20 protein-coding genes and 3 tRNA genes are annotated in these 23,604 nt (G+C 50.4%); 3 read left to right on the top strand and 20 right to left on the bottom strand.

All coding sequences use genetic code 11. The features are described 5' to 3' along the window. Positions 1-23: 23 nt before the first annotated feature. Together rnhA and CWO84_RS22760 are read right to left on the bottom strand one after the other, a co-directional pair. A complete protein-coding gene (rnhA, locus tag CWO84_RS22765; RefSeq protein WP_101055429.1) occupies positions 24-464 on the bottom strand; it encodes a ribonuclease HI in 441 nt (146 codons plus the stop codon). After that, positions 457-1,179 (bottom strand): methyltransferase domain-containing protein, encoded by a 723-nt coding sequence (locus CWO84_RS22760; RefSeq protein ID WP_101055427.1) that lies wholly within the window; start codon positions 1,177-1,179, stop codon positions 457-459. Before CWO84_RS22760 ends, rnhA begins: the two co-directional genes overlap by 8 nt. Positions 1,180-1,264: 85 nt before the next feature. On the opposite strand from CWO84_RS22760, the gene CWO84_RS22755 reads away from it, so the two are divergent. Further along, positions 1,265-2,863, top strand: a complete 1,599-nt coding sequence (locus CWO84_RS22755) for a LysM peptidoglycan-binding domain-containing protein (protein ID WP_101055425.1) — start codon at positions 1,265-1,267, stop codon at positions 2,861-2,863. 274 nt (positions 2,864-3,137) lie between these two features. On the opposite strand, the gene CWO84_RS22750 is transcribed toward CWO84_RS22755, so the two are convergent. The 5 genes from CWO84_RS22750 to CWO84_RS22730 all read right to left on the bottom strand — a co-directional run bounded on the left by CWO84_RS22750 (position 3,138) and on the right by CWO84_RS22730 (position 5,349). Beyond that, a tRNA-Glu gene (locus CWO84_RS22750) sits at positions 3,138-3,213 on the bottom strand. A 65-nt stretch (positions 3,214-3,278) separates the two neighbouring features. After that, a tRNA-Glu gene (locus CWO84_RS22745) sits at positions 3,279-3,354 on the bottom strand. Between the two features lie 21 nt (positions 3,355-3,375). Continuing rightward, positions 3,376-3,451 (bottom strand) — tRNA-Ala (locus CWO84_RS22740). Between the two features lie 41 nt (positions 3,452-3,492). Next, a complete protein-coding gene (gene gltX / locus CWO84_RS22735) occupies positions 3,493-4,899 on the bottom strand; it encodes a glutamate--tRNA ligase (RefSeq protein WP_101055423.1) in 1,407 nt (468 codons plus the stop codon). A 6-nt stretch (positions 4,900-4,905) separates the two neighbouring features. Continuing rightward, the gene (locus CWO84_RS22730; protein WP_101055421.1) at positions 4,906-5,349 is read right to left on the bottom strand and encodes a tetratricopeptide repeat protein; all 444 of its coding nucleotides are present in this window, start codon (positions 5,347-5,349) and stop codon (positions 4,906-4,908) included. Positions 5,350-5,517: 168 nt separating this feature from the next. Between CWO84_RS22730 and CWO84_RS22725 the strand changes: the two genes are divergently transcribed. Together CWO84_RS22725 and CWO84_RS22720 are read left to right on the top strand one after the other, a co-directional pair. Continuing rightward, a complete protein-coding gene (locus CWO84_RS22725) occupies positions 5,518-6,702 on the top strand; it encodes an OmpA family protein (RefSeq protein ID WP_101055419.1) in 1,185 nt (394 codons plus the stop codon). A gap of 513 nt (positions 6,703-7,215) precedes the next feature. Further along, a complete protein-coding gene (locus CWO84_RS22720; RefSeq protein WP_133120724.1) occupies positions 7,216-7,611 on the top strand; it encodes a hypothetical protein in 396 nt (131 codons plus the stop codon). A gap of 155 nt (positions 7,612-7,766) precedes the next feature. On the opposite strand, the gene dnaE is transcribed toward CWO84_RS22720, so the two are convergent. From dnaE to CWO84_RS22655, 13 genes are all read right to left on the bottom strand, one after another. Beyond that, positions 7,767-11,255, bottom strand: a complete 3,489-nt coding sequence (dnaE, locus tag CWO84_RS22715; RefSeq protein ID WP_101055415.1) for a DNA polymerase III subunit alpha — start codon at positions 11,253-11,255, stop codon at positions 7,767-7,769. A gap of 6 nt (positions 11,256-11,261) precedes the next feature. Continuing rightward, positions 11,262-11,852, bottom strand: a complete 591-nt coding sequence (rnhB, locus tag CWO84_RS22710) for a ribonuclease HII (protein WP_101055413.1) — start codon at positions 11,850-11,852, stop codon at positions 11,262-11,264. Next, a complete protein-coding gene (lpxA, locus tag CWO84_RS22705; protein ID WP_033155209.1) occupies positions 11,827-12,597 on the bottom strand; it encodes an acyl-ACP--UDP-N-acetylglucosamine O-acyltransferase in 771 nt (256 codons plus the stop codon). Before lpxA ends, rnhB begins: the two co-directional genes overlap by 26 nt. Beyond that, positions 12,598-13,047 (bottom strand): 3-hydroxyacyl-ACP dehydratase FabZ, encoded by a 450-nt coding sequence (gene fabZ / locus CWO84_RS22700; protein ID WP_026604275.1) that lies wholly within the window; start codon positions 13,045-13,047, stop codon positions 12,598-12,600. Positions 13,048-13,152: 105 nt separating this feature from the next. Beyond that, on the bottom strand, positions 13,153-13,653 hold the full coding sequence (locus CWO84_RS22695) for an OmpH family outer membrane protein (protein WP_020485707.1): 501 nt from the start codon (positions 13,651-13,653) through the stop codon (positions 13,153-13,155). Positions 13,654-13,736: 83 nt separating this feature from the next. Beyond that, the gene (gene bamA, locus CWO84_RS22690) at positions 13,737-16,085 is read right to left on the bottom strand and encodes an outer membrane protein assembly factor BamA (RefSeq protein WP_101055411.1); all 2,349 of its coding nucleotides are present in this window, start codon (positions 16,083-16,085) and stop codon (positions 13,737-13,739) included. A gap of 191 nt (positions 16,086-16,276) precedes the next feature. Continuing rightward, positions 16,277-17,575 carry an NAD(P)/FAD-dependent oxidoreductase gene (locus CWO84_RS22685; protein WP_101055409.1) on the bottom strand — a complete coding sequence of 433 codons (1,299 nt, stop codon included), beginning with the start codon at positions 17,573-17,575 and terminating at the stop codon, positions 16,277-16,279. Next, a complete protein-coding gene (locus tag CWO84_RS22680; protein ID WP_051669598.1) occupies positions 17,575-17,871 on the bottom strand; it encodes a c-type cytochrome in 297 nt (98 codons plus the stop codon). Before CWO84_RS22680 ends, CWO84_RS22685 begins: the two co-directional genes overlap by 1 nt. A 5-nt stretch (positions 17,872-17,876) precedes the next feature. Then, the gene (gene rlmB / locus CWO84_RS22675; RefSeq protein ID WP_033155213.1) at positions 17,877-18,620 is read right to left on the bottom strand and encodes a 23S rRNA (guanosine(2251)-2'-O)-methyltransferase RlmB; all 744 of its coding nucleotides are present in this window, start codon (positions 18,618-18,620) and stop codon (positions 17,877-17,879) included. After that, positions 18,617-20,941: a ribonuclease R gene (gene rnr, locus CWO84_RS22670; RefSeq protein WP_101055407.1), complete on the bottom strand. Its 2,325-nt coding sequence runs from the start codon at positions 20,939-20,941 to the stop codon at positions 18,617-18,619. The genes rlmB and rnr overlap by 4 nt, the downstream gene beginning before the upstream one ends. Before the next feature lie 62 nt (positions 20,942-21,003). Next, positions 21,004-22,596: a hypothetical protein gene (locus CWO84_RS22665; RefSeq protein WP_101055405.1), complete on the bottom strand. Its 1,593-nt coding sequence runs from the start codon at positions 22,594-22,596 to the stop codon at positions 21,004-21,006. Between the two features lie 110 nt (positions 22,597-22,706). Further along, positions 22,707-22,994: a hypothetical protein gene (locus tag CWO84_RS22660; RefSeq protein ID WP_240618130.1), complete on the bottom strand. Its 288-nt coding sequence runs from the start codon at positions 22,992-22,994 to the stop codon at positions 22,707-22,709. Positions 22,995-23,102: 108 nt separating this feature from the next. Continuing rightward, positions 23,103-23,549: a hypothetical protein gene (locus CWO84_RS22655; protein WP_101055401.1), complete on the bottom strand. Its 447-nt coding sequence runs from the start codon at positions 23,547-23,549 to the stop codon at positions 23,103-23,105. Between the last annotated feature and the right edge of the window lie 55 nt (positions 23,550-23,604).

Here is a 23,604-nt window from a genome sequence, read left to right as displayed (position 1 = left end):
GTATTTTCCTGATTTTAAGTGATTTATCGGCGAGACAAGCGCTCGATTCCCAGATTGGCCAACTGATCGGCACGCTCGTTACCGACATCCCCGGCATGTCCCTTCACCCATATCCAATCGATGTTGTGACGCTGGATAGCAGCATCCAAACGTCGCCATAAATCTTCGTTTTTCACTGGTTTATTTGCCGCGGTTTTCCATGCCCGCTTTTTCCAATTAGCCATCCATTCGGTAATACCTTGCAAAACATATTTAGAGTCAGTGTGCAATTTGACGCTACACGGTTTTGTTAGTGTTTCCAGAGCCTGTATTGCGGCCACTAATTCCATCCGGTTATTCGTCGTTTCAGGTTCACCGCCGCATAGCTCCTTTTCTTTATTTCGGTATTCCAAGCGCACGCCCCAACCTCCTGGCCCAGGGTTGCCCTTGCATGCACCATCCGTATAAATAATGACTTCAGTCATGGCCCACCTTTCTATGTAAGTTCGATTTCAATCCCAATCCAACCGCAGCTAAATTGGTGCGGCGTTGCTGTGCCGCAGTCAAAGGAATCAATGTGTATTGCCTTTTCACCGCCTTAATGCCGTAAGCCATAGCAAACAAAGACGCAAAGCTGAACTCGAATTTACCGTGAGCAATGGTGTAACTGTCTAATCCAAACTCGGCAGTGGTTAGTAATTCGAAATTCATCAGTTTCAACCAATCCAAAACCCGAGCTTTGGTAATCAAATGCGCCCGCCAGGATTCCGCGAGCTTCCAGTCCCATAAAAACTGAAAACGTACCGACATACTGAACGGATTGAAATTCAACATGACCAATTCGCCACCCGGTTTTAACACACGATTGACTTCGCGTAGGGTTTGAAATCGACGCGCGTCGAACTCCAAAATGTGCGGAAGTATGACTAAATCCATCGATTCAGTTTGAATAGGCAAGCTGAATGCCTTAGCAGTCACCTTCAACGCGCCAGCATCACCCAAGGCCTTGCCGTCCAGAATTAGATAATTCTTATACAAGGAAAAATCGACGAACTCATTTTCCCAACCTAAGCCACCGATCTGGAGTTGTTGTTGTTTACAACTCACCGTTATTGATCTTCGCAGATAGTTGGCCTCCATGGTTTGCAGTAGCTTACCCCTTGGGGTTTGGTACAACGCAAACAGAAATTGTCTCTTCATTTAACCGCCGCTAAGGGTATGTTTTTTTGGCTATTTTAGAAAGCCATGCTAGGATCTAATTTTTTTATTTTAGCGAGTTCAGACAATGCCCCGCTCAATTTCCAAAAAATCAGGCCGTCATCTGTCTTATCTACTACCTATTTTGCTGGCAACCGGTTGTAGCCAACATGCGCAAAAAGACCATCTAAGCCAATCATCAACTAGCAAGTTTTCCGTATTTACCCGGAATGGCAATGCCGGAAAAATCCATAACAAGCAGGTAGAAGCAAAAGAGCACGCCACCATCTGGGATAGGATGCTGTCTCTTTACGCCTTACCGGAAATCGATAATGCCAGAATCGACCGCGAAGTAAACTGGTATCTCAGAAACCCTGAATATCTGACCAGAGTACAACAACGCGCCGAGCCTTATTTATACTTCATACTCAACGAAATCGAAGCGAAAAACATCCCCGGAGAATTGGCCCTGTTACCTGCAGTTGAGAGCGCTTTCAGACCTGACGCAATGTCGCCAGCTCAAGCATCCGGTCTTTGGCAGTTCATTCCGCCCACCGGGCGTCTTTACGGGTTGAAGCAGAATAGCTGGTATGACGCGCGACGCGATGTGGTGCAATCGACTCAGGCAGCCACTACCTTCCTGAAAGAACTGAGCGAGACTTTCAATAACGACTGGTTACTGGCGCTCGCTTCATACAACGCCGGCAAAGGCAATATCAAAAACGCCGTAGATAGAAACCTCGAACGCGGACAGCCTACCGACTTCTGGTCTCTGGATTTGAACAACGAGACCTCAGCTTACGTACCCAGGCTGCTGGCAATCGCCAAGATCTTTGCCAACCCGGAAAAATATAACGTCAATCTGCATCAATTCGCCAACCAACCTTACTTTGAATTGGTGGATGTAAAGTCGCAGCTCGACTTGGGTAAAGCCGCCGAAATGGCGCAAACCCCGCTGGACGACTTCTTAAAGCTCAATCCCGGCTATAACCGCTGGAGTACCGACCCGAACGGCGCGCAACATCTGTTGATTCCGGTAAGCAAAGCCGATTCCTTTAAAGAGAAACTCGCTGAACTGCCACACGAAGAAAGAATCAAGTGGGAACACCATACAGTTGGCAAGAAAGAGACGCTGAAAAGCATAGCCAGCAAACACAGTACCAGTGTAGAAGAGATTATTAATGTCAATCATCTTGACGACGATACGGTTGCCCAAGGCACAATCCTGCTAATTCCAGTGTCTTATCATTCACAGAAAGGCGAACCAACCACATCGGCTGTTGCCGCAGTGTCACAACAATCCACGCCAACCCCCGCCCAATCAAGCAAACAGCAATATACGGTTAAGAAAGGCGACACCTTATGGGATGTCTCGCAACGTTTTTCTGTTGATAAAGATGATATTGTGAGTTGGAATAAATTACCCAAGAAAGCGGCTCTGAAACCCGGTCAAAAACTGACTATCAAGAAAACCAGCAGCAGTATAACCGTGGCATCTACCGCGCCTTCCGTCAAGCAAATCAGCTACACAGTCAAACCCGGCGATACATTGGCGCAGATCTCCAAAAAATTTAACGTTAACGTCACCGAGCTCCGCAAATGGAATAACGTTCCCAAAAACAAGGCGGACATCAAACCGGGCTCTAAGCTAAAAGTGATGATTGAAGCCGGTCATCCGTCTACCTAAAGCTTCAGACAACAAATACGTAAGTTCAATATGGATCTACGACACTAGATCTTTCTCATCGCCGCAAGAGTAAACTTAAATAAGCGATTTAGGTTTACTCTTATGCTTCGCGAGATCAAACCGCCCCAGTAAAGCGATCAGCATAGAAGACACTAGTCGCCACATCACCACAGAAATAGTGATTGGACTTAAAATACTGAATTAAAACAGACGATATAGCAAACTTTGCACAGCATTATTTCCGCTGCGCAAGAGCTATAAATTTAAGAATTGATGGCGTCCCCACGGGGGTTCGAACCCCGGTTACCGCCGTGAAAGGGCGGTGTCCTAGGCCACTAGACGATGGGGACTAAGACTATTTTTTTAGAATGACTTCTTCAACAAGAAGTACCGGCTTAACCGACTTTAGCCAAGTTGGCGTCCCCACGGGGGTTCGAACCCCGGTTACCGCCGTGAAAGGGCGGTGTCCTAGGCCACTAGACGATGGGGACTCAGGACTAAATCAACTACTTTGGTGGAGCCAAGGAGGATCGAACTCCTGACCTCTTGCATGCCATGCAAGCGCTCTCCCAGCTGAGCTATGGCCCCGTAGTTGAGTTCTCGTATTATACGGATTTTCAGAGCTTTGTCTAGGAATTTTCTACATTCTTTATGTATCTGATCGCTCGCTCTATTCTGTGCAAGGTTTTCTCTCTGCCCAATAGCGCTAAAGTCAGGTCAATAGCCGGCGATACGCCGCTGCCGCAAACCGCTACACGCAAGGGCTGCGCAACCTTACCCAGATTAAGTTGCAACTGCTCCGCGCTCTCCAATACCACTTGATGAAGGCCTGACGCTTCCCATTCGCCGATAGCGCTAAATTGCACCAGTAAATGTTGCAATACATCGTCCACGCCCGCTTTGAAATTCTTCTTGGCGGCTTTTTCTTCGTAAGCGTCGAATTCCTTGTAAAAGTATTCGCTCTCGGCGGCCATATCCACCAGAGTTTTGCATCGCTCGCGCTGCGCTTTAACCACATCCGCCAGCGCCGGGCCGGTGGTCGGATCGATACCGCGCTCCCCCATATGCCAAGCCAAGTGCCGAGCAACATGTGCCGGATCGCTATTCATAATGTACTGGTGATTCAACCACACCAGCTTCTCGGTATTGAACGTGGACGCGGAAACGTTAACTTTTTCCAACTCGAACAAGGCCACCATTTCTTCCAAGGAAAACAATTCCTGATCACCGTGCGACCAACCCAACCGCACCAGATAGTTCAACAAAGCCTCGGGTAAATACCCGTCATTGCGATATTGCATCACGCTGACCGCGCCATGGCGTTTGGACAATCTTGCACCGTCGGAACCTAAAATCATTGGCACATGCGCATACACAGGCAATTGCGCGCCCAAGGCTTTCAGAATATTAATCTGCCTGGGCGTATTGTTAACATGATCGTCACCCCGTATTACATGAGTAACTCCCATATCCATATCGTCGACTACTACCGTCAGGTTATAGGTCGGGGTGCCGTCGGAACGGGCAATAATCAGATCATCCAGCTCCTTGTTGGCAACGACGATGCGACCTTTCACCAGATCGTCGATAACCACTTCGCCCTGCTCCGGATTCTTAAAGCGCACCACGCGCTCGCCTTGCGGATTTTCAACGCCATGCCGGCACTTGCCGTTGTAACGCGGCTTTTCCTTGTTGGCCATTTGCTGCTCGCGCAAAGATTCCAACTCTTCGCGACTGCAGTAGCAATAATAGGCATCGCCCTGCGCCAACAATTGCTGAATGACTTCTTTGTATCGATCAAAACGATGCGTCTGATAGAACGGCCCCTCGTCATATTCCAAGCCTAACCAAGTCATGCCTTCCAGAATGGCATTCACCGACTCCTGGCTGGAACGTTCAAGATCGGTGTCCTCGATTCGCAAAATAAATTTGCCACCGTGTTTGCGCGCATACAACCACGAAAACAGAGCGGTTCTGGCACCGCCAACATGTAAATAACCGGTGGGACTGGGGGCAAAGCGGGTTCTAATACTCATCGTCAATTATTTAGTTGTTAAAAATTTCTTGGCATATTCGCCGGGAATAGAGCGAGAGGCGTTTAAACGCATCGCCTGGTAATTAAATTGCACGCTGCCTTTGGCTGCATCGTTTCTGCCCAGAATCGCCAGCGAGGTGGCATGTCCTTGTTTAGCGGCTTTTTCGTACCAATCGGTAGCCTTATCTCTGTCGCTATTCACACCCATGCCTCGATCATACATCGCACCCATCACCACCTGAGCATCAAGCAAACCTTGATTCGCCGCCCTTTCCATCCACTCCGCGGCCTTGTGCTCGTCCTTCTCGAAACCTTCTCGGCCCAGTAAATACAGCGATGCCAACTTGGCTTGAGCCTGCGCATTCCCCTGCTCAGCCATTTCTTTCACGCTGTCAGCCTTTACCGCACTGGCAAGTAAAAACATCGCACAGAAAATTAAAATCTTGCCCATTACATTCTCCAAGGAATCCTAAGGATTAAAAACAAACCGGCATTATTTCACGGCGCCCGGCTAAGATGAACGCACTATTTAAAAATAAGGGATTGATGTTAGACTTAAGACACCAAGGCGGTACGCTAGGCCTTGTCGATGCAGAACAATAACCTGGAGAATCAATACATGAAAAGAAACCTTTTATTCACGGCCACTCTGGCCGGAGCGCTGCTTTCCGGTTGCGCGACGCAGTCGAGCAATAATTTCCAGGCTTTCCAGCCTGAAGACCTTAACTCGCTGGTTAAATCCGGAAAACTGGTACAAAAAACCAACAGCTTTTTCGTGATTAATGATTCGTCTTCATCCATGAGCCGTACCTATGTAAATTCTGCGGATTACAGCGGCACCAAGCTGGATGTCGAAAAAAATCTGCTCAACAAGTTTAACAAATCCATTCCGGTTATGCCGCTGACATCCGGTTTGCGCAGCTTCGGTTTTGGCCCATGCCTGTCTTGGGGCTCAACTTATCTCAACCAAGCCGTGCAAAATTACACTCAGGCCGGTTTCGAAACTGCAATTACCTCTCTACAATGCTCTAGCGGCGGCACCCCACTGGCCACGGCGCTAAGCGAGTCCGGCAAAGACATCACCTCTGCTCCCGGCAATATCGCCTTAATCGTTTTAAGCGACGGTATCGAGGAAGTCTCGCCGCTACCTACTGCCGAAGCACTTAAATCCCAATACGGAGACAAGCTATGCATTTACACAGTCTGGGTCGGTAATGACCAAGATGTGGCCGGACAAGCGGTGCTGCAAGACCTAGCCAATGCATCGGGTTGCGGATTCTCGACTACAGCCGAAGCGATCACCAGCGCCAAAGGCATGAGTGATTTCGTTAAAAACGTCTTCTTGAAAGCAGGCACACCCAAAGTGGCCGATTGCTCAACCCAAGACGACGACAAAGACGGCGTAAGCAACTGTGCCGATAAATGCCCTGACACTCCTAAAGGCGCTATCGTCGATAAAGACGGTTGCTGGGCGTTCCGCGGCCTACTGTTCGATTTCGACAAATCCGACGTCAAAGCCAAATACGGCCCGCTGATCCAAAACGCCGTGGAAGTCATGAAAATGAACCCTGGTTTGACCATAGAGATTCAGGGCCACACCGATAGTTACGGTAAAGATGCTTACAACCAAAAGCTTTCCGAGCGCAGAGCCAATGCGGTCAAAGCCGAGTTGATCAAACAAGGCGTGGAAGGCAAACGCCTGACAGCGGTTGGCTTCGGCGAGTCCAAACCCGTCGATACCAATGAAACCGACGAAGGCCGTGCCTACAACCGCCGTGTCGAATACAAACGTACCGACCGCTAAACGATAAGCTTCCAGCTTGACGAAACCAGGGAGGCCCAGGCCTCCCTTTTTTATGTCCAGCCCGGTCCAATCCACTGCCGGCGTATATTTGTGTTGCGTAGCGTAATTGTCAATTTATCGAAGCATCAACCTCGTATCTGCATGTTAAGTACACGAAACCATGGGATGCCTATAAATTACCTGAAATCGGACATTCCAGAATTTCGCCAGTCCATTCAAAAATTTTTGATATACCTAATTTGGATTTTTGGCGTGTAACCAAAGCGAGCAACAAATCCCAGATGGCCGCAAACGTGAACGGGCTATTAAAGGTGTAACGCTTTGGCATATTTTGTTTTCAGTGGTCGAGCTCAACCCGTTGCGGCTTATCACCCAATCTGGTTCAATCACGGAAACTTGTTCATAACCAGCTATGACTAACCTTCATCAAATGATATACAGAAGTGAAAATATTCTGCTAATCAATACAGTAGGATTAGCGCCACGTTGGGCGCCAGCCGAATGCCGATAGCGATGCTCACGATCTCTGACTGGGATAGCGCACACGAACGCGACAAGATGATTGAGAGCCCCACTTGGTCAGAAATCGAATCTACTATTCGCGCGCTGAACAACGAAAACCTAAACGACCTATATCTCTACCCAGAAAAGAATAATACCGAAACCTATCTTTGCATCGGCGGCGGTTCTGGTCGCTACGTTTTAACCGGTTCTATCAAAAACCAATCTTTCCCAACGTTAATCGATCCTGATCGCTCAAGTATGTCAAGTACTCAGTTGGTAGTTGGTGGTCAGTTAGGTGACTACCCAAGCAATTGGGTCATGGATCTTTGCACCACGCTGCAAACCGCGAAAGCTTTCTATGACGGAAGCGGGTTCAAATGCGGTGTTAAGTGGCAGACAGCATGAGTATCGCTACTGGCAAGATTCGTAAACTCATCGCACCCTAAGCCTGCTTTTGTTTGGACATTTGCGATTGGGCATTTTTGTTTGCTTTGGCGGGTATTCGTCGAACTCAGTTTATCCACTCAACACCCATAAATACCGGCCCCTCAACTGTCAGGTCAATACCTGACCAACACCGTTTCGTTGGATAACAAGCGCCGCAGGCGGATCAGGAGTTCATCGCTAGGGCGCACGCGCCAGTCGTCGCCCAATTGCAGGGTCGCTTTATCGGTGCCAGTTCGGTACTCGATTTGGATTGGACATTGACCGCCGCAGAATGGCGTCAGCGTGGCCTGTAGGCTTGCCAGCCAACCGGACGGCAGGCCGCCATTGGCCAGATCTATCGTCAACGTAATGCCGCGGGCATATAACTCGCGCGCTTCTTCCATACTGTAGAGCTTCTCGGCAGTCATCCTAAGACTGTTGGTAAAGTCGTCCATTGCCAATGAACCTTCGGCAATCAGAATCGTGTCTTTGCTGAGCAGGTTGCGGTATTTTTCGTATATATTGCTGAAGGCCGCCACTTCCAGCCGGCCGGTACGGTCGTCCAGCGTTGCAAAGCCCATCATCTTGCCCTGCTTGGTTTGCCGGGTACGCATTTCCACGATCAGGCCGGCAACACGCGCTTCCATTTTGCCTCTGGAGCGGCCGGCATCGACTTCCAGACTGGCGAGCGAGCCATGGGTGATATGTTTTAATTCCGGCAAATATTCGGCGATGGGATGGCCGGTCAGAAATAGCCCCAAAGTTTGCTTTTCCGCTTCCAGCTTTTCTTTTTCGGTCCACGGCTCGACCACGGTGGAATAAGCTTCCGCTTCACCGTCGCTGACTTCCACTTGTACCGCCAAACCGAATAGATCGTTTTGACCGGCCAACGCCATTTTTCCGTGTTGTTCGGCCACTCGCAACGCAGTAGTCAATTCAGCGAGATGCGCCGCGCGATTAGGATCGATGGTATCCAGCGCTCCGGCTCTGATCAATGCTTCCAAAACCCGGCGATTGACCTTGCGCAAATCGACGCGCTTGCACAGATCGTACAAACCCGCAAACGCGCCGTTGGCAGCCCGTTCTTTTAATAGATCTTCAATCGCATTTTCGCCGACACCCTTAATCGCGCCGATACCATAAACAATCTGACCCTGATCGTTTACCGTAAAACGAAAGTCGGAAACATTAATGTCCGGCGGGCAAATCTCCAGCTTCATCTCCCGACATTCGTCGATCAAAACCACCACTTTGTCGGTGTTATCCATATCCGACGACATCACCGCCGCCATGAACGCGGCCGGATAATGCGCCTTCAACCAGGCGGTCTGATACGCAACCAAAGCGTAAGCCGCCGAATGCGATTTGTTGAAACCGTAGCCGGCAAACTTCTCCATCAGGTCGAAAACATAAGTCGCGATCGCGGCATCGATCTGGTTCGCTAACGCGCCCGACATAAATTTTTCCCGCTCCTTGGCCATTTCCTCCGGCTTTTTCTTACCCATCGCCCGCCGCAACATATCGGCGCCGCCCAAAGTGTAACTGGCCAATTCCCGGGCAATCTGCATCACCTGTTCCTGATACAGAATAACGCCGTTGGTGGGTTTTAAAATCGGTTCCAGTAATGGATGCGCGTATTCAGCCTTGGCGCCGTGCTTGACGTTGATGTAATCGTCAACCATGCCCGATTCCAAAGGGCCGGGACGGAATAAAGCGACGAGCGCGATAATGTCGTCGAAGCAATCCGGCTTCAACTTTTTGATCAGCTCCTTCATACCGCGCGATTCCAGCTGAAATACGGCGGTGGTCTGAGCGTTTTTTAATAATTCATAGCTGGGCAGATCATCACGGGGAATTTGGGAAATATCGACCGGCTCTTCGCCGCGTTGGGCGCGCTGGCGATTGATGGTTTGCAGCGCCCAATCAATGATCGTCAAGGTTCGCAAACCCAGGAAGTCGAATTTAACCAAGCCAACCGCTTCGACATCGTCCTTATCAAACTGCGTGACCAGATTGCCGCCGCCCTGCTCACAATACAAGGGGCTGAAATCGGTAAGCTTGGTCGGCGAAATCACCACGCCGCCGGCGTGTTTACCCGCATTCCGGGAGATGCCTTCCAGCGAACGCGCCATATCGATCAGCGCTTTGACCTCTTCCTCGGTATCGTACAAGGCCTTCAATTCGGCACTGTCTTGCAAGGCCTTATCCAGTGTCATGCCGATCTCAAAGGGAATCAATTTTGCCAGCCTGTCCACAAAACCGTAGGCGTGCCCCATCACCCTGCCCACGTCGCGAATCACGGCCTTAGCGGCCATCGAGCCGTAGGTGATAATCTGTGACACGTGATCACGGCCATAGTGACGAGCGACGTAATCGATCACTTCGTCGCGGCGTTCCATGCAAAAGTCGATATCGAAATCCGGCATCGACACCCGCTCAGGATTCAAAAACCGTTCGAACAGCAAATCGAATTCGATCGGATCAAGGTCGGTAATCTTCAATGCATACGCCACCAAGGAACCGGCACCCGATCCTCGCCCCGGCCCGACCGGTATCGCATTGTTCTTGGCCCACTGAATAAAGTCGGCAACAATCATGAAATAGCCGGGAAAACCCATCTGGGTGATCACGTTCAGTTCAACTTCCAAACGCTCGTCATAGACTTTGCGATTTTCCGCGAAGCTGCCCTTGCCTACCGGCGGGTATTGAACGAGTCGTTCTTCCAGGCCCTGGCGCGAAGCATGCTTGAAATAGTCGTCCAGCGTCATACCTTCGGGGACCGGAAAATCGGGCAAATAGTTTTCGCCCAATGTCAGCTCGACATTACAGCGTTTGGCGATTTCCACGCTATTGACCAAAGCCTCCGGAATATCGGCAAACAATTCGGCCATTTCCTCGGCAGTACGTAAATATTGCTGAGCGGTATAGTTTTTTGGCCGGCGGCTGTCGTCCAGCACCCGCCCCTGATGGATACAGACCCGTACTTCATGCGCGTCGAAATCGTTTTTACTGATAAAACGCACGTCGTTGGTGGCAACAACCGGCAAATCCAATTCGGCAGCCAAATCCGCCGCTAATTTGATGTAACGCTCTTCGTCGGTTTTACCGAGCCGCTGCAATTCCAGGTAAAAACTGTTTGGAAACAAATCCCGCCAATATTCGGCACAACGTTTGGCTTGCTCGGCATTTTCCGCCAACAAAGCCTGACCGACGTCACCATCCATCGCCCCCGATAACACAATCAAACCCTCATGATTCTCGGCAATCCAGTCTTTGTGCAGCATCGGTATCCCTTGGTGCTGCCCTTCCTGGTAGCCTCGGGAAATCAGCTCGGTCAACGTCACATAGCCTTTCTGATTGCGCGCCAACATGGTCCGGCGAAACGGCGAGGCCGGCTCGTCAGGATTGAAAATCAGCGCATCGGCGCCGATCAAGGGTTTGATGCCGGCGCCTTGTGCGGCTTTATAGAATTTAACCAGCGAGAACAAATTGCTTTGTTCGGTAATCGCCGCGGCCGGCATTTGATACTCAGCCAGTTTCTTTACCAAGGGCTTGATTCTGACGATACCGTCAACCAGGGAGAACTCAGTATGAATACGAAGATGAACAAAACTCGGCGTCATGGCTGTTTAAACAAGATACTTTTTAACAGGAGCAAACGATTTTCGATGCTGCGGGCTAATCCCAAGCTGTTGTAAAGCCGCTAAATGCTGCTGGGTAGGATAGCCTTTGTGGATAGCAAAAGCATAACCGGGATACAGCCTATCCAGCGTCTGCATTTCCTCATCGCGGGCGACTTTGGCTAGGATCGAGGCGGCGGAAATTTCCGCAACCAGCAAATCGCCTTGTACGATAGCTTCTCCCGGTATATCCAATACCGGTAGCCGATTGCCGTCCACCTTGACCCCATCGGGGCGATAGGCCAATTGCGACACCGCCCGCTGCATCGCCACCATCGTCGCTTGTAAGATGTTGATAGTGTCGATTTCGCTCGCTTCGGCGCGAGCAACGGCCCAGCACAAGGCATTGGCCGTGATTTGCTCGGCCAGCAGCTTGCGTTTCTTTTCGGTAAGTTTTTTGGAATCTGTTAAACCCGAGATAGGTCTGAGTGGATCGAGAATCACCGCAGCGGCAACCACCGGCCCGACTATGCAGCCGCGGCCAACTTCGTCGATACCGGCTATGCGTGGGGGGTTATCGGAGGATACCGCGTGTGACATTACGTAGAAAGCTGACCATATTGGAAAGTTCGTTGCTTTCGCCGGCCATATCTTCCATTTCTTCGATGGCGTCTTCCAGACGCAGATTGTTTTTATAGAGGATTTTATAGGCTTTGCGAATCTGCCGAATCACTTCCGGCGGCACGCCGTTACGCTCCATACCCACCGAATTGATGCCGTGCGGCCGAGTGGGCCTGCCACCAACCATCACATACGGCGGAATATCCTGAGTGATTGCACTACCCATCGCCGAAAAACTGTATTCGCCGATTTTGGTAAATTGATGCACCAAGGTAAAACCGCCCAAAATAGCATGATCACCCAAATGCACATGCCCGGCAATCGAGGCGCCATTCGCCATGATCACATGATCGCCAATTTCGCAATCGTGCGCCACGTGGGTGTAAGCCATGAACAAATTATCGCTGCCGATCAACGTCAATCCTCGATCTTGCTGCGTGCCACGGTGCATCGTACAAAATTCGCGTATTACATTGCGGTCGCCGATTTCCAGACGGGTGATTTCATCGGCGTACTTTTTATCTTGCGGGTCTTCGCCTATCGAGGTGAATTGGTAGATCGTATTATCCTTGCCGATGGCGGTAGGACCTTTAATCACCACATGCGGCCCGATCTCGGTACCTGAATCTATCTGCACATCCGGACCAATAACCGAAAACGGACCGACTTTAACGTCATCGGCCAATTCTGCATTAATATGTACAACCGCTCTGGGATCTATCATTTAAGCCTCTGCGGCCACAGCCGCACACATGATTTGCGCACTGGCGGCCAGTTCACCATCTACTTCCGCACGGCAATCGAAGGACCAGAGGTGACGCTTGTGTTTGATGTAAGTCACTTCCAGGCGCAATTGGTCACCGGGAACAACTTGCTTTTTGAAGCGGGCGTTATCGATGCCCGCCAAGTAATAAATCGTGCCTTTGCCCAATTGATCGTTGCTTTGCGACGTCAGTAGCGCAGTAGCTTGCGCTAGGGCTTCCATGATCAACACACCAGGCATAATAGGTTGACTCGGAAAATGGCCTTGAAAAAACGGCTCGTTAAAGGTCACGTTTTTCACAGCCAACAAACGCACGCCCGGCTCGCATTCAAGCACCCTGTCTACCAGCAAGAAAGGATAGCGATGTGGCAAGAGTTCCTGAATTTGTAAAATATCGAGTGTGCCGGCCATGAGTATTCTGTGCGAAATGAGGGGAAGCGGGAAGTTCGCTTAGACCAGGAACTCCCCAACTTAAGTGCTGCATGCTCCCTCAATCAGGAAGCATCGGGGAAAATCTTATTGCGACAAGTTTTCCAGTTTTTGCTGAACGCGGCTGGTAACATCAATCTGATCGTTGGCGTAAATAACACCGTCGGTCAGCAACAGATCAAAAGACTCTTCTTTGGCTAACGCTCTTACTGCTTCTACGATGCGTTTTTGCAGATTGCCCAACTCTTCGTTTCTACGCATGTTGAAATCTTCGCTGAACTCTTGTTGCGCACGAGCGGCGTCGCGTTTTTTATCCAGAATGTCTTTTTCGATTCTATGACGTTCTTCTTCGCCCATTACCGCAGTGTCACGGCCTAACTTCTCTTCCAGCGATTTGATTTCTTTTTGCTGAGAAACCAGCGCTTTGTCTCTTGGTGAAAATTCAGTTTCCAAGCGAGTTTTTGCTTTGGCGGCTTGTGGCGCTTTTTCCAAAACCTTCGCCACATTGACAAAACCGATTTTCAGCTCTGCGTGACTCACGCCAGCAAAAATCATCAGCATTAGAAACAAAGAAATTCTATTTTTCATGGTCAAAACCATCTCCGGTTAATTTTTTTGAGTTTAAGACAGAACGCAAAAGCGATTATAGGGCAAAACAGGCTCAAACTAAACTAAAATCCCGAGCCGAAGGTGAACTGGAAGGCTTGAGTTCTGTCGGTACTTTCCGAATTTAGGGGCTGGGCAACACTCACTGCCAAGGCACCAAATGGCGACAACCATTCCCCAGACAAGCCCACCGAATAGCGGAAATACTTGCGCAAATCGCCGGAATTAAGTCCAGGGGCCAGCGTGCCGGCGTCAACAAACGAGCCAATCCTAACCGATTTCATATCGCTTAAGAACGGCACAGGGAAAAACAGCTCGGCCTTGCCAATCAGCTTGGTGGAGCCCCCGATGGGTCGATTGTAGGTATTGGCGGTATTGATTTCGTTTTGGTCAATGACACCCAAGGTATTTTGCATAAAACCGCGAACGTCACCGGTACCACCGGCAAAATAGTTTTCAAAAAACGGCAAGCCGGAACTACCACCGTAGCTACCGCCATGCGCCACCTCACCTAACAAGCGGAAGGTAAAGTCGTTGGACAAGGGAAAATAATGCTGATGCTTATAGCCGACTTTGAAATATTCCAAATCACTACCGGGTACGGTAATCAATCCGGAAAGCCTTTGCTGACCACCGCTATGTGCGAATGTGGCTCTGTCTAAAGTATCGTGAGTCCAGCCCGCAGAAGTTGACAACGTATCAAAGCTTTTCGACCGGATTGCAGAAATGTCGTCGCCCTTTTTAAACCCTAGGAATTTTAGAATCGTGTCCGAAGACAAGGTGGTGTTTTCGATCTCGGTACGCTTTAGATCAATATCAAAACCGATTCTGTCGAACTCGTTCAACGGGATACCAAAGTTGATACCGGCGTTTGTAATGGTTGTATTGTAAGCCGCCAAGTTAGCCGCGTAGGCATTTCGAGAGGTGTAACCAAGGTTGTAGCCCATCGCCACGCCATCCAACGTGTAATAAGGATCTGAAAAGCCCAGGTTGTAACGTGTCAAAATACTGCTGTTGTTGAACGCGAAATCCACCCGCTTACCGGTACCGAAGATATTGTCTTGCGACACGTTGGCGTTAAAGATAATTCCTTGCACCTGGGAATAACCGACACCGGCCTGCAAGTTACCGGAGGCTTTCTCCTTGATCGTGTAATTGACGTCGATCTGATCGGCCGAACCGACCACAGGCGGCGTTTCCACGCCCACTTCCTCAAAATAACCCAATCTATCCAGACGGGTCTTGGTCCGTTCAATCTTGCTGCTGGCCGCCCAACTGGACTCCATTTGCCGGGCTTCCCGGCGAATCACTTCGTCACGGGTCTTGGTGTTACCTTTGACGTTGATGCGCCGCACATACACACGCTTGCCCGGATCAACAAAAAAGGTCATCGCCACGGTTTTTTGCTGCTCGTTAATCTCCGGCACCATATTCACGTTGGCAAAGGTATAACCTTCGTCACCCAGGCGATCAGAAATGGATTTGGAGGTTTCCGTAGCGTTCTTCCGGGAGAAAATCTCGCCTGGGCCAACCTTAACCAACTTGATCAACTCTTCAGGCGGCACGATCAATTCACCGGACAATTTGACCTTTTCCAAGGTGTACACGTCGCCTTCCTTGACGTTGATGGTGATGTAAATTTCCTTCTTATCGGCCGTAATATCAACCTGAGTGGATTCAATGGAGAAATTGATATAACCGCGATCCAGATAAAATGAACGCAGCTTTTCCAAATCAGCAGACAGCTTTTGTTTGGAATATTGGTCGTCTTTGGAATAAAAAGACAGGAAGTTGGTGGTGCTTAATTCGAACTCTTTCCGCAAGACATCGTTAGCAAAGGATTTGCTGCCGACGATATTGATTTGCTTGATCTTGGCAACCCGGCCCTCGGAAATATCGATATGAATGCCGACCCGGTTGCGCGTCAATTCCGAAACTTCGGTTTTAATTTTCAGGCCGTATTTACCATGGCTGAAATATTGCCGCCTTAGCTCTTGTTCGACCTTGTCCAGGATTTGCTTGTTGTAAACCTTGCCTTCCGCCAGCCCGATTTTTTTCAAGGCTTCGGTCAAATCTTCCTTTTTAATGTCTTTGTTGCCTTCGATAACCACTTTCGCTACCGAAGGCCGCTCGACCACATTCACCACCAGCGTGCCACCATCGCGTTCCAGCGATATATCCTTGAAAAATCCGGTATTGAATAAAGCCCTGATCGCCGCGGCTTGCTTGTCTTCGGAAAAGGTTTCGCCAACATTAACCGGCAAATAGTTGTAGACGGTACCGGCGGAAATTCTTTGTAAGCCCTTAACCTGAATATCCTCAACTACAAAGCTGCTTGCATGAGCGGCCTTGCCGGACAGCATACTCAGCAACAGTATTTGTAATAGTGGGTTTTTCTTCACGCAGTCAACCATGGAAAATGAACAGGCGCGATTGTAACACGCTGTTTTCGGATTCCCGCGCCTTCAATGGTAAATACTCGTAAATACTGGCCGAAAAATTGCTTTCTTATTCAGTTTCAATTGCAAGGAAAAACAATTCAAAAAAAATTACAAAAATCCAATGCAAGCTATTGAAATAAAATATTTTTGATCAAAACATCAAGTTAACCAAACGTATCGGCAATCAAGTTCCGATAAACGGCTCGCGTGTAATCCGCTTCCGCAGCGGCAACTTGGGCATCGACTCGCGCACTTACTCCACCGGCGCCTTTCACCGGAGCAATCGCATCGGCTGCATCCAGCTTGTAAACACCGGCCACGGAGATACCGTGGTCAGGCGCGATTAGGCTATAGCAGGTATTCAGCCAATGTGCTTCGGGGACTGGGGTCTGATTAAGCAAGCTCGTCACCGCCAGCGCACACGCTTTAGCTTCGGAATTAGCGGCAAAAGCAGACTTAGGGATAGGTGCATAATGCGCAGCGTCGCCAATGACATGGATAAAGTCGTCAAATAACGATTGGCCGGTCAGCGGCCGAACCGGACACCAACCGGTGCTATCGGCCAAGCCCTGCTGCAAAGCGATATGCGCAGCCGTTTGCGGCGGAATGATGTTCAACACGTCGCCTCGGAATCGGTCGCCGAATTCGCTAGTTAACACCCTATTCGGCTTATCCAGTTCAAGTAAAGGATTATCTGCCAAGCTATGCCACTCGATCAGGCTATTGGCGGTGCCGTAACCGTAATGCTTAGTCCAGCCGGCTTCGAATAGAGCCTGCTTGGAAAAGCTGCGTTTGGCATCGAGGATGAGTATTTTCGAACGCGGTTTATGCTTTTTCAGCCAATACGCCATCATACTGGCTCGCTCGTAAGGGCCAGGCGGACATCGATAAGGATCGGCAGGCACCGCTAGTAACACTACCCCACCGTCCGGCATCGCTTGCAGTTGCCGCGCCAGCATTAAGGTCTGCGGACCGGCCTGCCAGGCATGCGGAAATTGCTCCGCGGCGGCCTGATCGTAACCAGCCATCGTATCCCAACGAAAATCGATGCCGGGCGACATGATTAACCTGTCATAGCTCACACTCTGCCCGCCGGCCAATCGCAATCGCCGTTGCCCAGCATCTAAACTGCTGACGCGATCAATTAACAGTTTGATTCCATATTTGTCTTGCAAAGCCTGGTAATCGACCGTCAACTGGTCGAGGCCCGCCAAACCGGCAAACAGCCAATTACTGCCGGGGCAAGTGATATATTTGGCTTTAGGTTCGATCAGCGTGACTTGAATATTCGCATCCAGCAAGCGCAGATATTTCGCCGCCGTCGCACCGCCAAAGCCACCACCGACCACTACGACATGCGCTTTGGCACCCGAAAAGAACGGCAATCCGCCACAACCGCTAAGAACACCAGCCCCAACTCCGGCAAAGCCTTGTAAAAAACGTCTGCGGGATAATCCGGTCATTAATGGCGACTCAAATACTCGGCAACCGCCGCCAGCTCGGTGTCGCTGTAACCTTTAGCCAAACGCGGCATCAATGTGGCCGGCCTTTTGTCGTATTTAAAATCCAGCAAGGCCTGCTGGATCTGCTGAGCGGATAAATTTTTTAGCGAAGGGATTGAGCTTTGGGCATCTAAGTTTGAATCGGTGTGACAATTCCAGCAATTAAAGGCCATTGCTCTCGCATCGATTTCAGCATAAGCCATCGAGCTCAATGCGCTGGCAAGCAACGCCGCCGAAACATAGCCCATGCGCTTCATGCCGCTTAAGCAAGCAGTTTCTGCCGAAACACTTCGTACAACAATACGCCAGCAGCCACCGATACGTTCAGGCTTTCCACCTGTCCAGCCATAGGAATTTTCACCAGAAAATCGCAATGCTGACGGGTCAGATGGCGCATGCCAGTACCTTCCGTACCCATCACCACCGCCAAAGGCATATCGAGTTCCATCTGAAACACAGTTTGTTCAGCTTCGCCGGCCGCGCCCATGATCCAGATATTCTGCTCTTTCAACCAGCGCAGAACTCTGGCCAGATTGGTGACCTGATACACCGGCACCGTTTCCGCTGCACCGCTGGCTACTTTACAAACCGTCGGCGTGATACCGGCGGCATTATCTTTAGTAACGATCACACCGTGCGCGCCCACGGCATCTGCGGTACGCAGACAAGCGCCGAGATTGTGCGGATCTTGCACTTGATCCAGCACCAGATAAAACGGCGTCTGGGTTAGCGCTTCAACATCTTGTTTGAGCTGGTCTTCGCTGCGCATCGCCGGCAATTCCACGGCCACCACAATCCCTTGATGATTTTTGCCGTCGGCCATTTTTTCCAGCTTTTTACGCTCGGTTTTTTCCGGGTTGATACCCAACTTGACGAGATCGTCTATCACTTGCTTCAGGCGTACATCCTGGCGTTGGCTATCCACCCAGGCACGGCGAATTTTTTGCGGTGAATAATCCAGCGCGGCTTGTACCGCGTGAATACCAAACAATTGGGTTAAATTCATGAGCGACGGCGTTTTTTGGCTTTTGGCTTACTTGAGGATTTTTTATCTTTATTCGACTTCGTCGCTTTAGCGCCGGCTTCGGCTTTTTTGCGGCCCGAAGAGGATTTGGTTTTAGCGATTTTTTTACCTGATTGTAGCAACTCAAAATCGATTTTCTTGTCGTCCAGATTAACCCGCACCACGCGAATTTTCACCATATCGCCCAAGCGGTAACGTACGCCGGTGCGCTCGCCGTACAACTGATGTTTACTGGCGTCGAAAGCAAAATAATCCTGTACCAGGGAGGCGATATGCACCAAGCCTTCCACGTAAATGGATTGCAATTCAACGAAAAAGCCAAAACCGGTCACGGCGGAAATCACGCCGTCGAACTCTTCGCCGATCTTGTCCATCATATACTCGCATTTCAGCCAGCTCACCACATCGCGGGTGGCGTCGTCGGCGCGGCGCTCGTTCGCCGAACAATGCTCACCCAACAACACCATGTCAGGATGCGTGTAATAAAAACTATCAACCGACTTACCGGCCAGACAATGCCTGATCGCCCTATGCACCAACAAATCTGGATAACGGCGAATCGGCGAGGTGAAATGCGCGTAAGCATCCAGCGCCAAACCGAAATGGCCTTTGGTTTCCGGGCTGTAAACGGCTTGCGACATGGAGCGCAGCAAAATAGTCTGAATCAAATGCGCGTCGGGACGTTCCTTTACCGACTCCAGCAGATGCATGTAATCCAATGGCGTGGGTTGCGCCTTACCCCCCAGAAACAGGCCCAGTTCGCCCAGAAAGGTTTTCAGTGCCAGTAATTTTTCCGGGCCGGGGCCATCGTGGATCCGCAGCAGGCGCGGCATTTTTTTCTTGTTCAGAAACTTCGCCGCTGCCGTGTTGGCGGTAATCATAAATTCTTCGATCAGCTTATGGGCATCGTTGCGCTGCAAAGGCACGATTTCAGCGATTTTGCGCTCCGGCCCAAAGACGATTTTGGTCTCCTGGGTGTCGAAATCCATCGCCCCGCGCAACTCGCGCTGCTTACGCATCACCTTGTACAAGTCGTACAGAGTCTGTAAATGTGGCAGCAAAGCGGCGTGTTTTTTTGCCAACTTCTGATCGCCATCCACCAGCATTTTTGCTACGTCGGTATAGGTCAAACGCGCATGGGAGCGCATCACCGCTTCAAAAAACCTCGAACGTAGGACATTTCCTTCATCGTTGATCAGTAATTCGCAGACCATGCATAAACGATCCACTTCCGGGTTCAACGAACACAAACCGTTAGACAGTATCTCCGGCAGCATCGGAATGACTTTTTCCGGAAAATATACCGAGGTACTGCGATTTTTGGCTTCGGCATCCAAGGCCGTATCGACTTTTACATAATGTGAGACGTCGGCAATCGCCACCAATAACTTCCAGCCTTTTGGGGTCTTCTGCGCGTAGACGGCATCGTCGAAATCCCGGGCATCTTCGCCGTCTATGGTGACCAAGGGCAACTTGCGAATATCTTCCCTGCCCTGCTTGGCGGACTCAGGCACTTGCGGCGTAAGCTCCTTGATTTCTTCCAATAATGGGTCCGGCCACTGATTGGGCAAGTCGTGCGAGCGAATCGCCATTTCGATTTCCATGCCCGGCGCCATATGCGCGCCCAGTACTTCGATGATGCGGCCCAAGGGCTGGCAATGCTGGCTAGGTTGCTGAATTATCTCTGCGACCACGATCTGGCCTTGTTTGGCATGGCCGACGTCTTCCTTGGCAATCAGTACTTCGTGGGCAATCTTTTTGTTATCCGGCACCACATAAGCCACGCGGCCCTCGGTAAAAAACCGACCGACCACTTGATGCGTATTGCGTTCGCTGATTTCAATCACTGCCGCTTCACGGCGGCCACGCCTATCAATGCCAGCCACGCGCGCGATGACTCGGTCATTGGGCATCAGCGGCTTCATTTCCCGCGGCGACAAAAACAGGTCCTCGCTACCGTCATCGGGTTTCAAGAAACCGAAGCCTTCCGGATGGCCAAGCACCCGTCCGGCGATAGTGTTGCCGCCGGAGCCCAGGCAATATTTTTGCCGGCTGTTAAAACTTAGCTGGCCGTCGCGCTCCATGGCGCGCAGCCTGCGGCGCAGCGCCTCCAGGGCATCAGGTGTTTCCAGGGCAAATTGTTGGGCGATTTGTTGGCGGCGTAGCGGCTTGCCGGCTTCTTGAATAAGCTGGAGGATCAGCTCGCGACTGGGGATGGGATTCTCGTATTTTTCGGCCTCACGCTGGGCGTGCGGATCGACGAGGGCGTTAAAATCAGATGTCTGATCGGTATTTGCTGTCATTGAGTCTGTTTGCTGGGTTCTGCCGCCTGTTCCCTATCGGAACCGGGCGGCAATCGTCTTTGTTATATAAAATCATAGCCTTTCTTCTTGTTCTGCGTGGGAACGACGTCGTCCAGAATACGCCGGCATTCGAACTGCCAATAGCCCAAGCCGATATTTCTACGGCCGTTCAAAATAATCGGAAAATTCTCATGCCCCATGAACATTCGCAATAAATCGCCGTCTTTCAAGCGAAAAGAATCCATGATGATAAAGCTCTTTTCGCCTTCATTATCTCTTATGCCATAGATCAAGGCTTTCTTGCGCTCCGCATCGGTATCCGCCTCAAGCGCCTGATAAGCCACCGGGAAAGCTTGCGCGGCGATGACCATCACCTCGAATATCAGCTTGGAATCCTGCTTGGGGAGCAGTATTTTGCAAACCACGCCGAGCGAACGTTGTTGCGGCATCGCGTCTATCTTACGAAAACTCACCAAGCTGCCGATAGACAGCACGCCTTCCTTGTGGAAATTACAGGACAAGGCGCGTTCGGAGTCAGTCTCGGCCCGAATTTCCAGACCGGTTTCCAGACCGGGTCTACCGGTTTCCAATAGATCATAGGTCGTTTCCAAACCAATAGCCACATATCTATCCAGCCTATCGGCAAAATAGACCGTCCCTTGCGGCTCCTTCCCTTGCCAGCGCTGCATCAGATAGTCGAACAGTTCCGCGGATAACTTTTGATGATTATTCTTATCGATCTCCAGCGAGCTAAAGCGCGCTTCCTCCTTGCTGCACAACTTGTCGGCCTGCTTGATGACTTTACCCAATTTGGTCAGATTCAGGTACAGCATGGCCGAGTCCGACCGGCGATCTGTCTGTGTGCCACCGAGCAAAAAAGCCGGCGGCAGGTCTTCGTCCATTAAAATCGCGCATTGCACGGCTTGTTCGGCTACCGGTTTGGTTTCGATTTGCAGAAAATCGCTGATTTTCTCCAGAAACTCATAAACCAGTTGAAACTCTTTCTGCATCAAGCCGGATGGATAAGCCAAACTTAACAGCAATATTTGTTTATAGCTGTCTTCGACTGACGACAGTTTACTGAATATACCGCCCTGGTCGGCCACCTTGGAGCCCGCCTTATCCAGCTTCACGGCGAGTTTATATAACGAATGCAAATCGATCCAGATCCAATCCGGTACCGGATAGCTCATCATGTAGTGACTTATCACGATGCGGCTCAAGCCCCGGATAGTCCGCTGTATCGCCAAGGCCGTGGATTTACCCTGCAACCAACCGATTTCGCGGCGGGTCAAATCCTTGACCACGCTCCAATAGCCGATGGTAAATTGTCTTTCGATTGCGCAGGCCAAGCCGAAGATTTTTTTTTCGCTTTCGCCCTTTGGAAAACCGAACTTGATCAGCCGCGAGCGCAAATAATCGTCAATCAAGTAAAAGCTGTCTCTGAGTAACTCCAAGGCATGCAAGCGTTTCGCCGCCGGCATTTCCACCGAAATTAATTCACCTAACAACTCGTAAAACAGCCGCGCCGCCAGACCGGGATTGGCAGTCGGCAGTTCCGCGATCCATTGCCGTAGCGCATCGTCGGTAAACGACGCCGACAATTGGGGATCATTTTTTTGCTGGGGTATGACCAGAAAAAACGAGTTTTTCACAGAGCATCCATTATTGATGAACGTGCTGCGAATCGCTCACTATTCAGGATGACATCCCAATAGGCGACAAAACCAACAGCGCGCTGTGTTGCTAAGCCCTCAACCATTGCCTAGAACAACCCTTCATCGTCTACCATCAAATTTTGCAAGGCATTCACATCCTTTCTGAGTTGCTTCCTTGCCAACAACTTGGTTTGCACGCGCTCAGGAAGCTCGGTAAAAATCAACACCTGATTGGCTACCAGTAAATCCACCAAGTCGTCTATGACCCTGACCATATCGTTATCGGTAGCTGACAAGGCTTCCCTTGCCTTATCACTTGGGACCTGCTGCAAGAATGCCGCTACTTCCGGGTGGTCGACATCGAGCCACTCATCGCCGCTGTCGCACAGCTGCACAATTGCCCCCGTCTGATCTCGGACTACAAACGGCACGGGTCACCTACCATCGACATAATCAGCAAAATCCCAGACCTTATCGGTAAGCACCGGCAACGCAAAAACCGATCATCTAGGTGAGATAGTCAAAGCGCCCAAGGTCACGCCAATGTCTATACCGCGACCCTTGCCGGACAGCGCCAAAGAAATTTCGCCTCGGGTTAACAATTGCCCGTCTATCGACTTGGTGGCGCCGGCATGGCCTTCGAAGGCGACAAAGCTGCCGTAGATTTCATTCAGATTTCTAACTTCGGAAAACACCCCGGTCCCCTCGATTTCCGATTTACCGATGGTAAAACCTATGCTCTTGGACGCCAGTGCAACTTGCGCCCGCTGTCCGTTACTGCAGCTGATATTACCCAGGCCATCGTATTGCTTATAAACGAGTGACCAACCGCTCAACTTGTAAGTCATCGTGCAGGATGTTAGCGATTGCGCAGCCGCCGGAGACACGAAAAACAGTCCGCCTAGGCTTAGCGCCAACAGCGGAATAAATCGAAAGAACTGGGTTGCCATTTGAATCTCCATTTTTATAAAACCTTAAACACAAATCGAAGCGCTACCGTCACTG

Source organism: Methylomonas sp. Kb3, assembly GCF_002834115.1.
In the GTDB taxonomy this organism is placed as follows: Bacteria; Pseudomonadota; Gammaproteobacteria; order Methylococcales; family Methylomonadaceae; genus Methylomonas; species Methylomonas defluvii.
The sequence above is the reverse complement of the archived record's forward strand: the minus strand, read 5'-3'. Positions and strand labels throughout refer to the sequence as shown.

Excerpts from the sequence above, each read along its gene's own strand:
- CWO84_RS22685 (WP_101055409.1), bottom strand. The coding sequence starts at position 17,575 with ATGACCGGATTATCCCGCAGACGTTTTTTACAAGGCTTTGCCGGAGTT.
- CWO84_RS22655 (WP_101055401.1), bottom strand. The coding sequence starts at position 23,549 with ATGGCAACCCAGTTCTTTCGATTTATTCCGCTGTTGGCGCTAAGCCTA.
- gltX (WP_101055423.1), bottom strand. The coding sequence starts at position 4,899 with ATGAGTATTAGAACCCGCTTTGCCCCCAGTCCCACCGGTTATTTACAT.
- rnhA (WP_101055429.1), bottom strand. The coding sequence starts at position 464 with ATGACTGAAGTCATTATTTATACGGATGGTGCATGCAAGGGCAACCCT.
- CWO84_RS22720 (WP_133120724.1), top strand. The coding sequence starts at position 7,216 with ATGCTCACGATCTCTGACTGGGATAGCGCACACGAACGCGACAAGATG.
- CWO84_RS22755 (WP_101055425.1), top strand. The coding sequence starts at position 1,265 with ATGCCCCGCTCAATTTCCAAAAAATCAGGCCGTCATCTGTCTTATCTA.
- lpxA (WP_033155209.1), bottom strand. The coding sequence starts at position 12,597 with ATGATAGATCCCAGAGCGGTTGTACATATTAATGCAGAATTGGCCGAT.
- CWO84_RS22725 (WP_101055419.1), top strand. The coding sequence starts at position 5,518 with ATGAAAAGAAACCTTTTATTCACGGCCACTCTGGCCGGAGCGCTGCTT.
- CWO84_RS22730 (WP_101055421.1), bottom strand. The coding sequence starts at position 5,349 with ATGGGCAAGATTTTAATTTTCTGTGCGATGTTTTTACTTGCCAGTGCG.
- CWO84_RS22680 (WP_051669598.1), bottom strand. The coding sequence starts at position 17,871 with ATGAAGCGCATGGGCTATGTTTCGGCGGCGTTGCTTGCCAGCGCATTG.
- CWO84_RS22695 (WP_020485707.1), bottom strand. The coding sequence starts at position 13,653 with ATGAAAAATAGAATTTCTTTGTTTCTAATGCTGATGATTTTTGCTGGC.
- dnaE (WP_101055415.1), bottom strand. The coding sequence starts at position 11,255 with ATGACGCCGAGTTTTGTTCATCTTCGTATTCATACTGAGTTCTCCCTG.
- rnr (WP_101055407.1), bottom strand. The coding sequence starts at position 20,941 with ATGACAGCAAATACCGATCAGACATCTGATTTTAACGCCCTCGTCGAT.
- CWO84_RS22760 (WP_101055427.1), bottom strand. The coding sequence starts at position 1,179 with ATGAAGAGACAATTTCTGTTTGCGTTGTACCAAACCCCAAGGGGTAAG.
- rlmB (WP_033155213.1), bottom strand. The coding sequence starts at position 18,620 with ATGAATTTAACCCAATTGTTTGGTATTCACGCGGTACAAGCCGCGCTG.
- rnhB (WP_101055413.1), bottom strand. The coding sequence starts at position 11,852 with ATGTCACACGCGGTATCCTCCGATAACCCCCCACGCATAGCCGGTATC.
- fabZ (WP_026604275.1), bottom strand. The coding sequence starts at position 13,047 with ATGGCCGGCACACTCGATATTTTACAAATTCAGGAACTCTTGCCACAT.
- bamA (WP_101055411.1), bottom strand. The coding sequence starts at position 16,085 with ATGGTTGACTGCGTGAAGAAAAACCCACTATTACAAATACTGTTGCTG.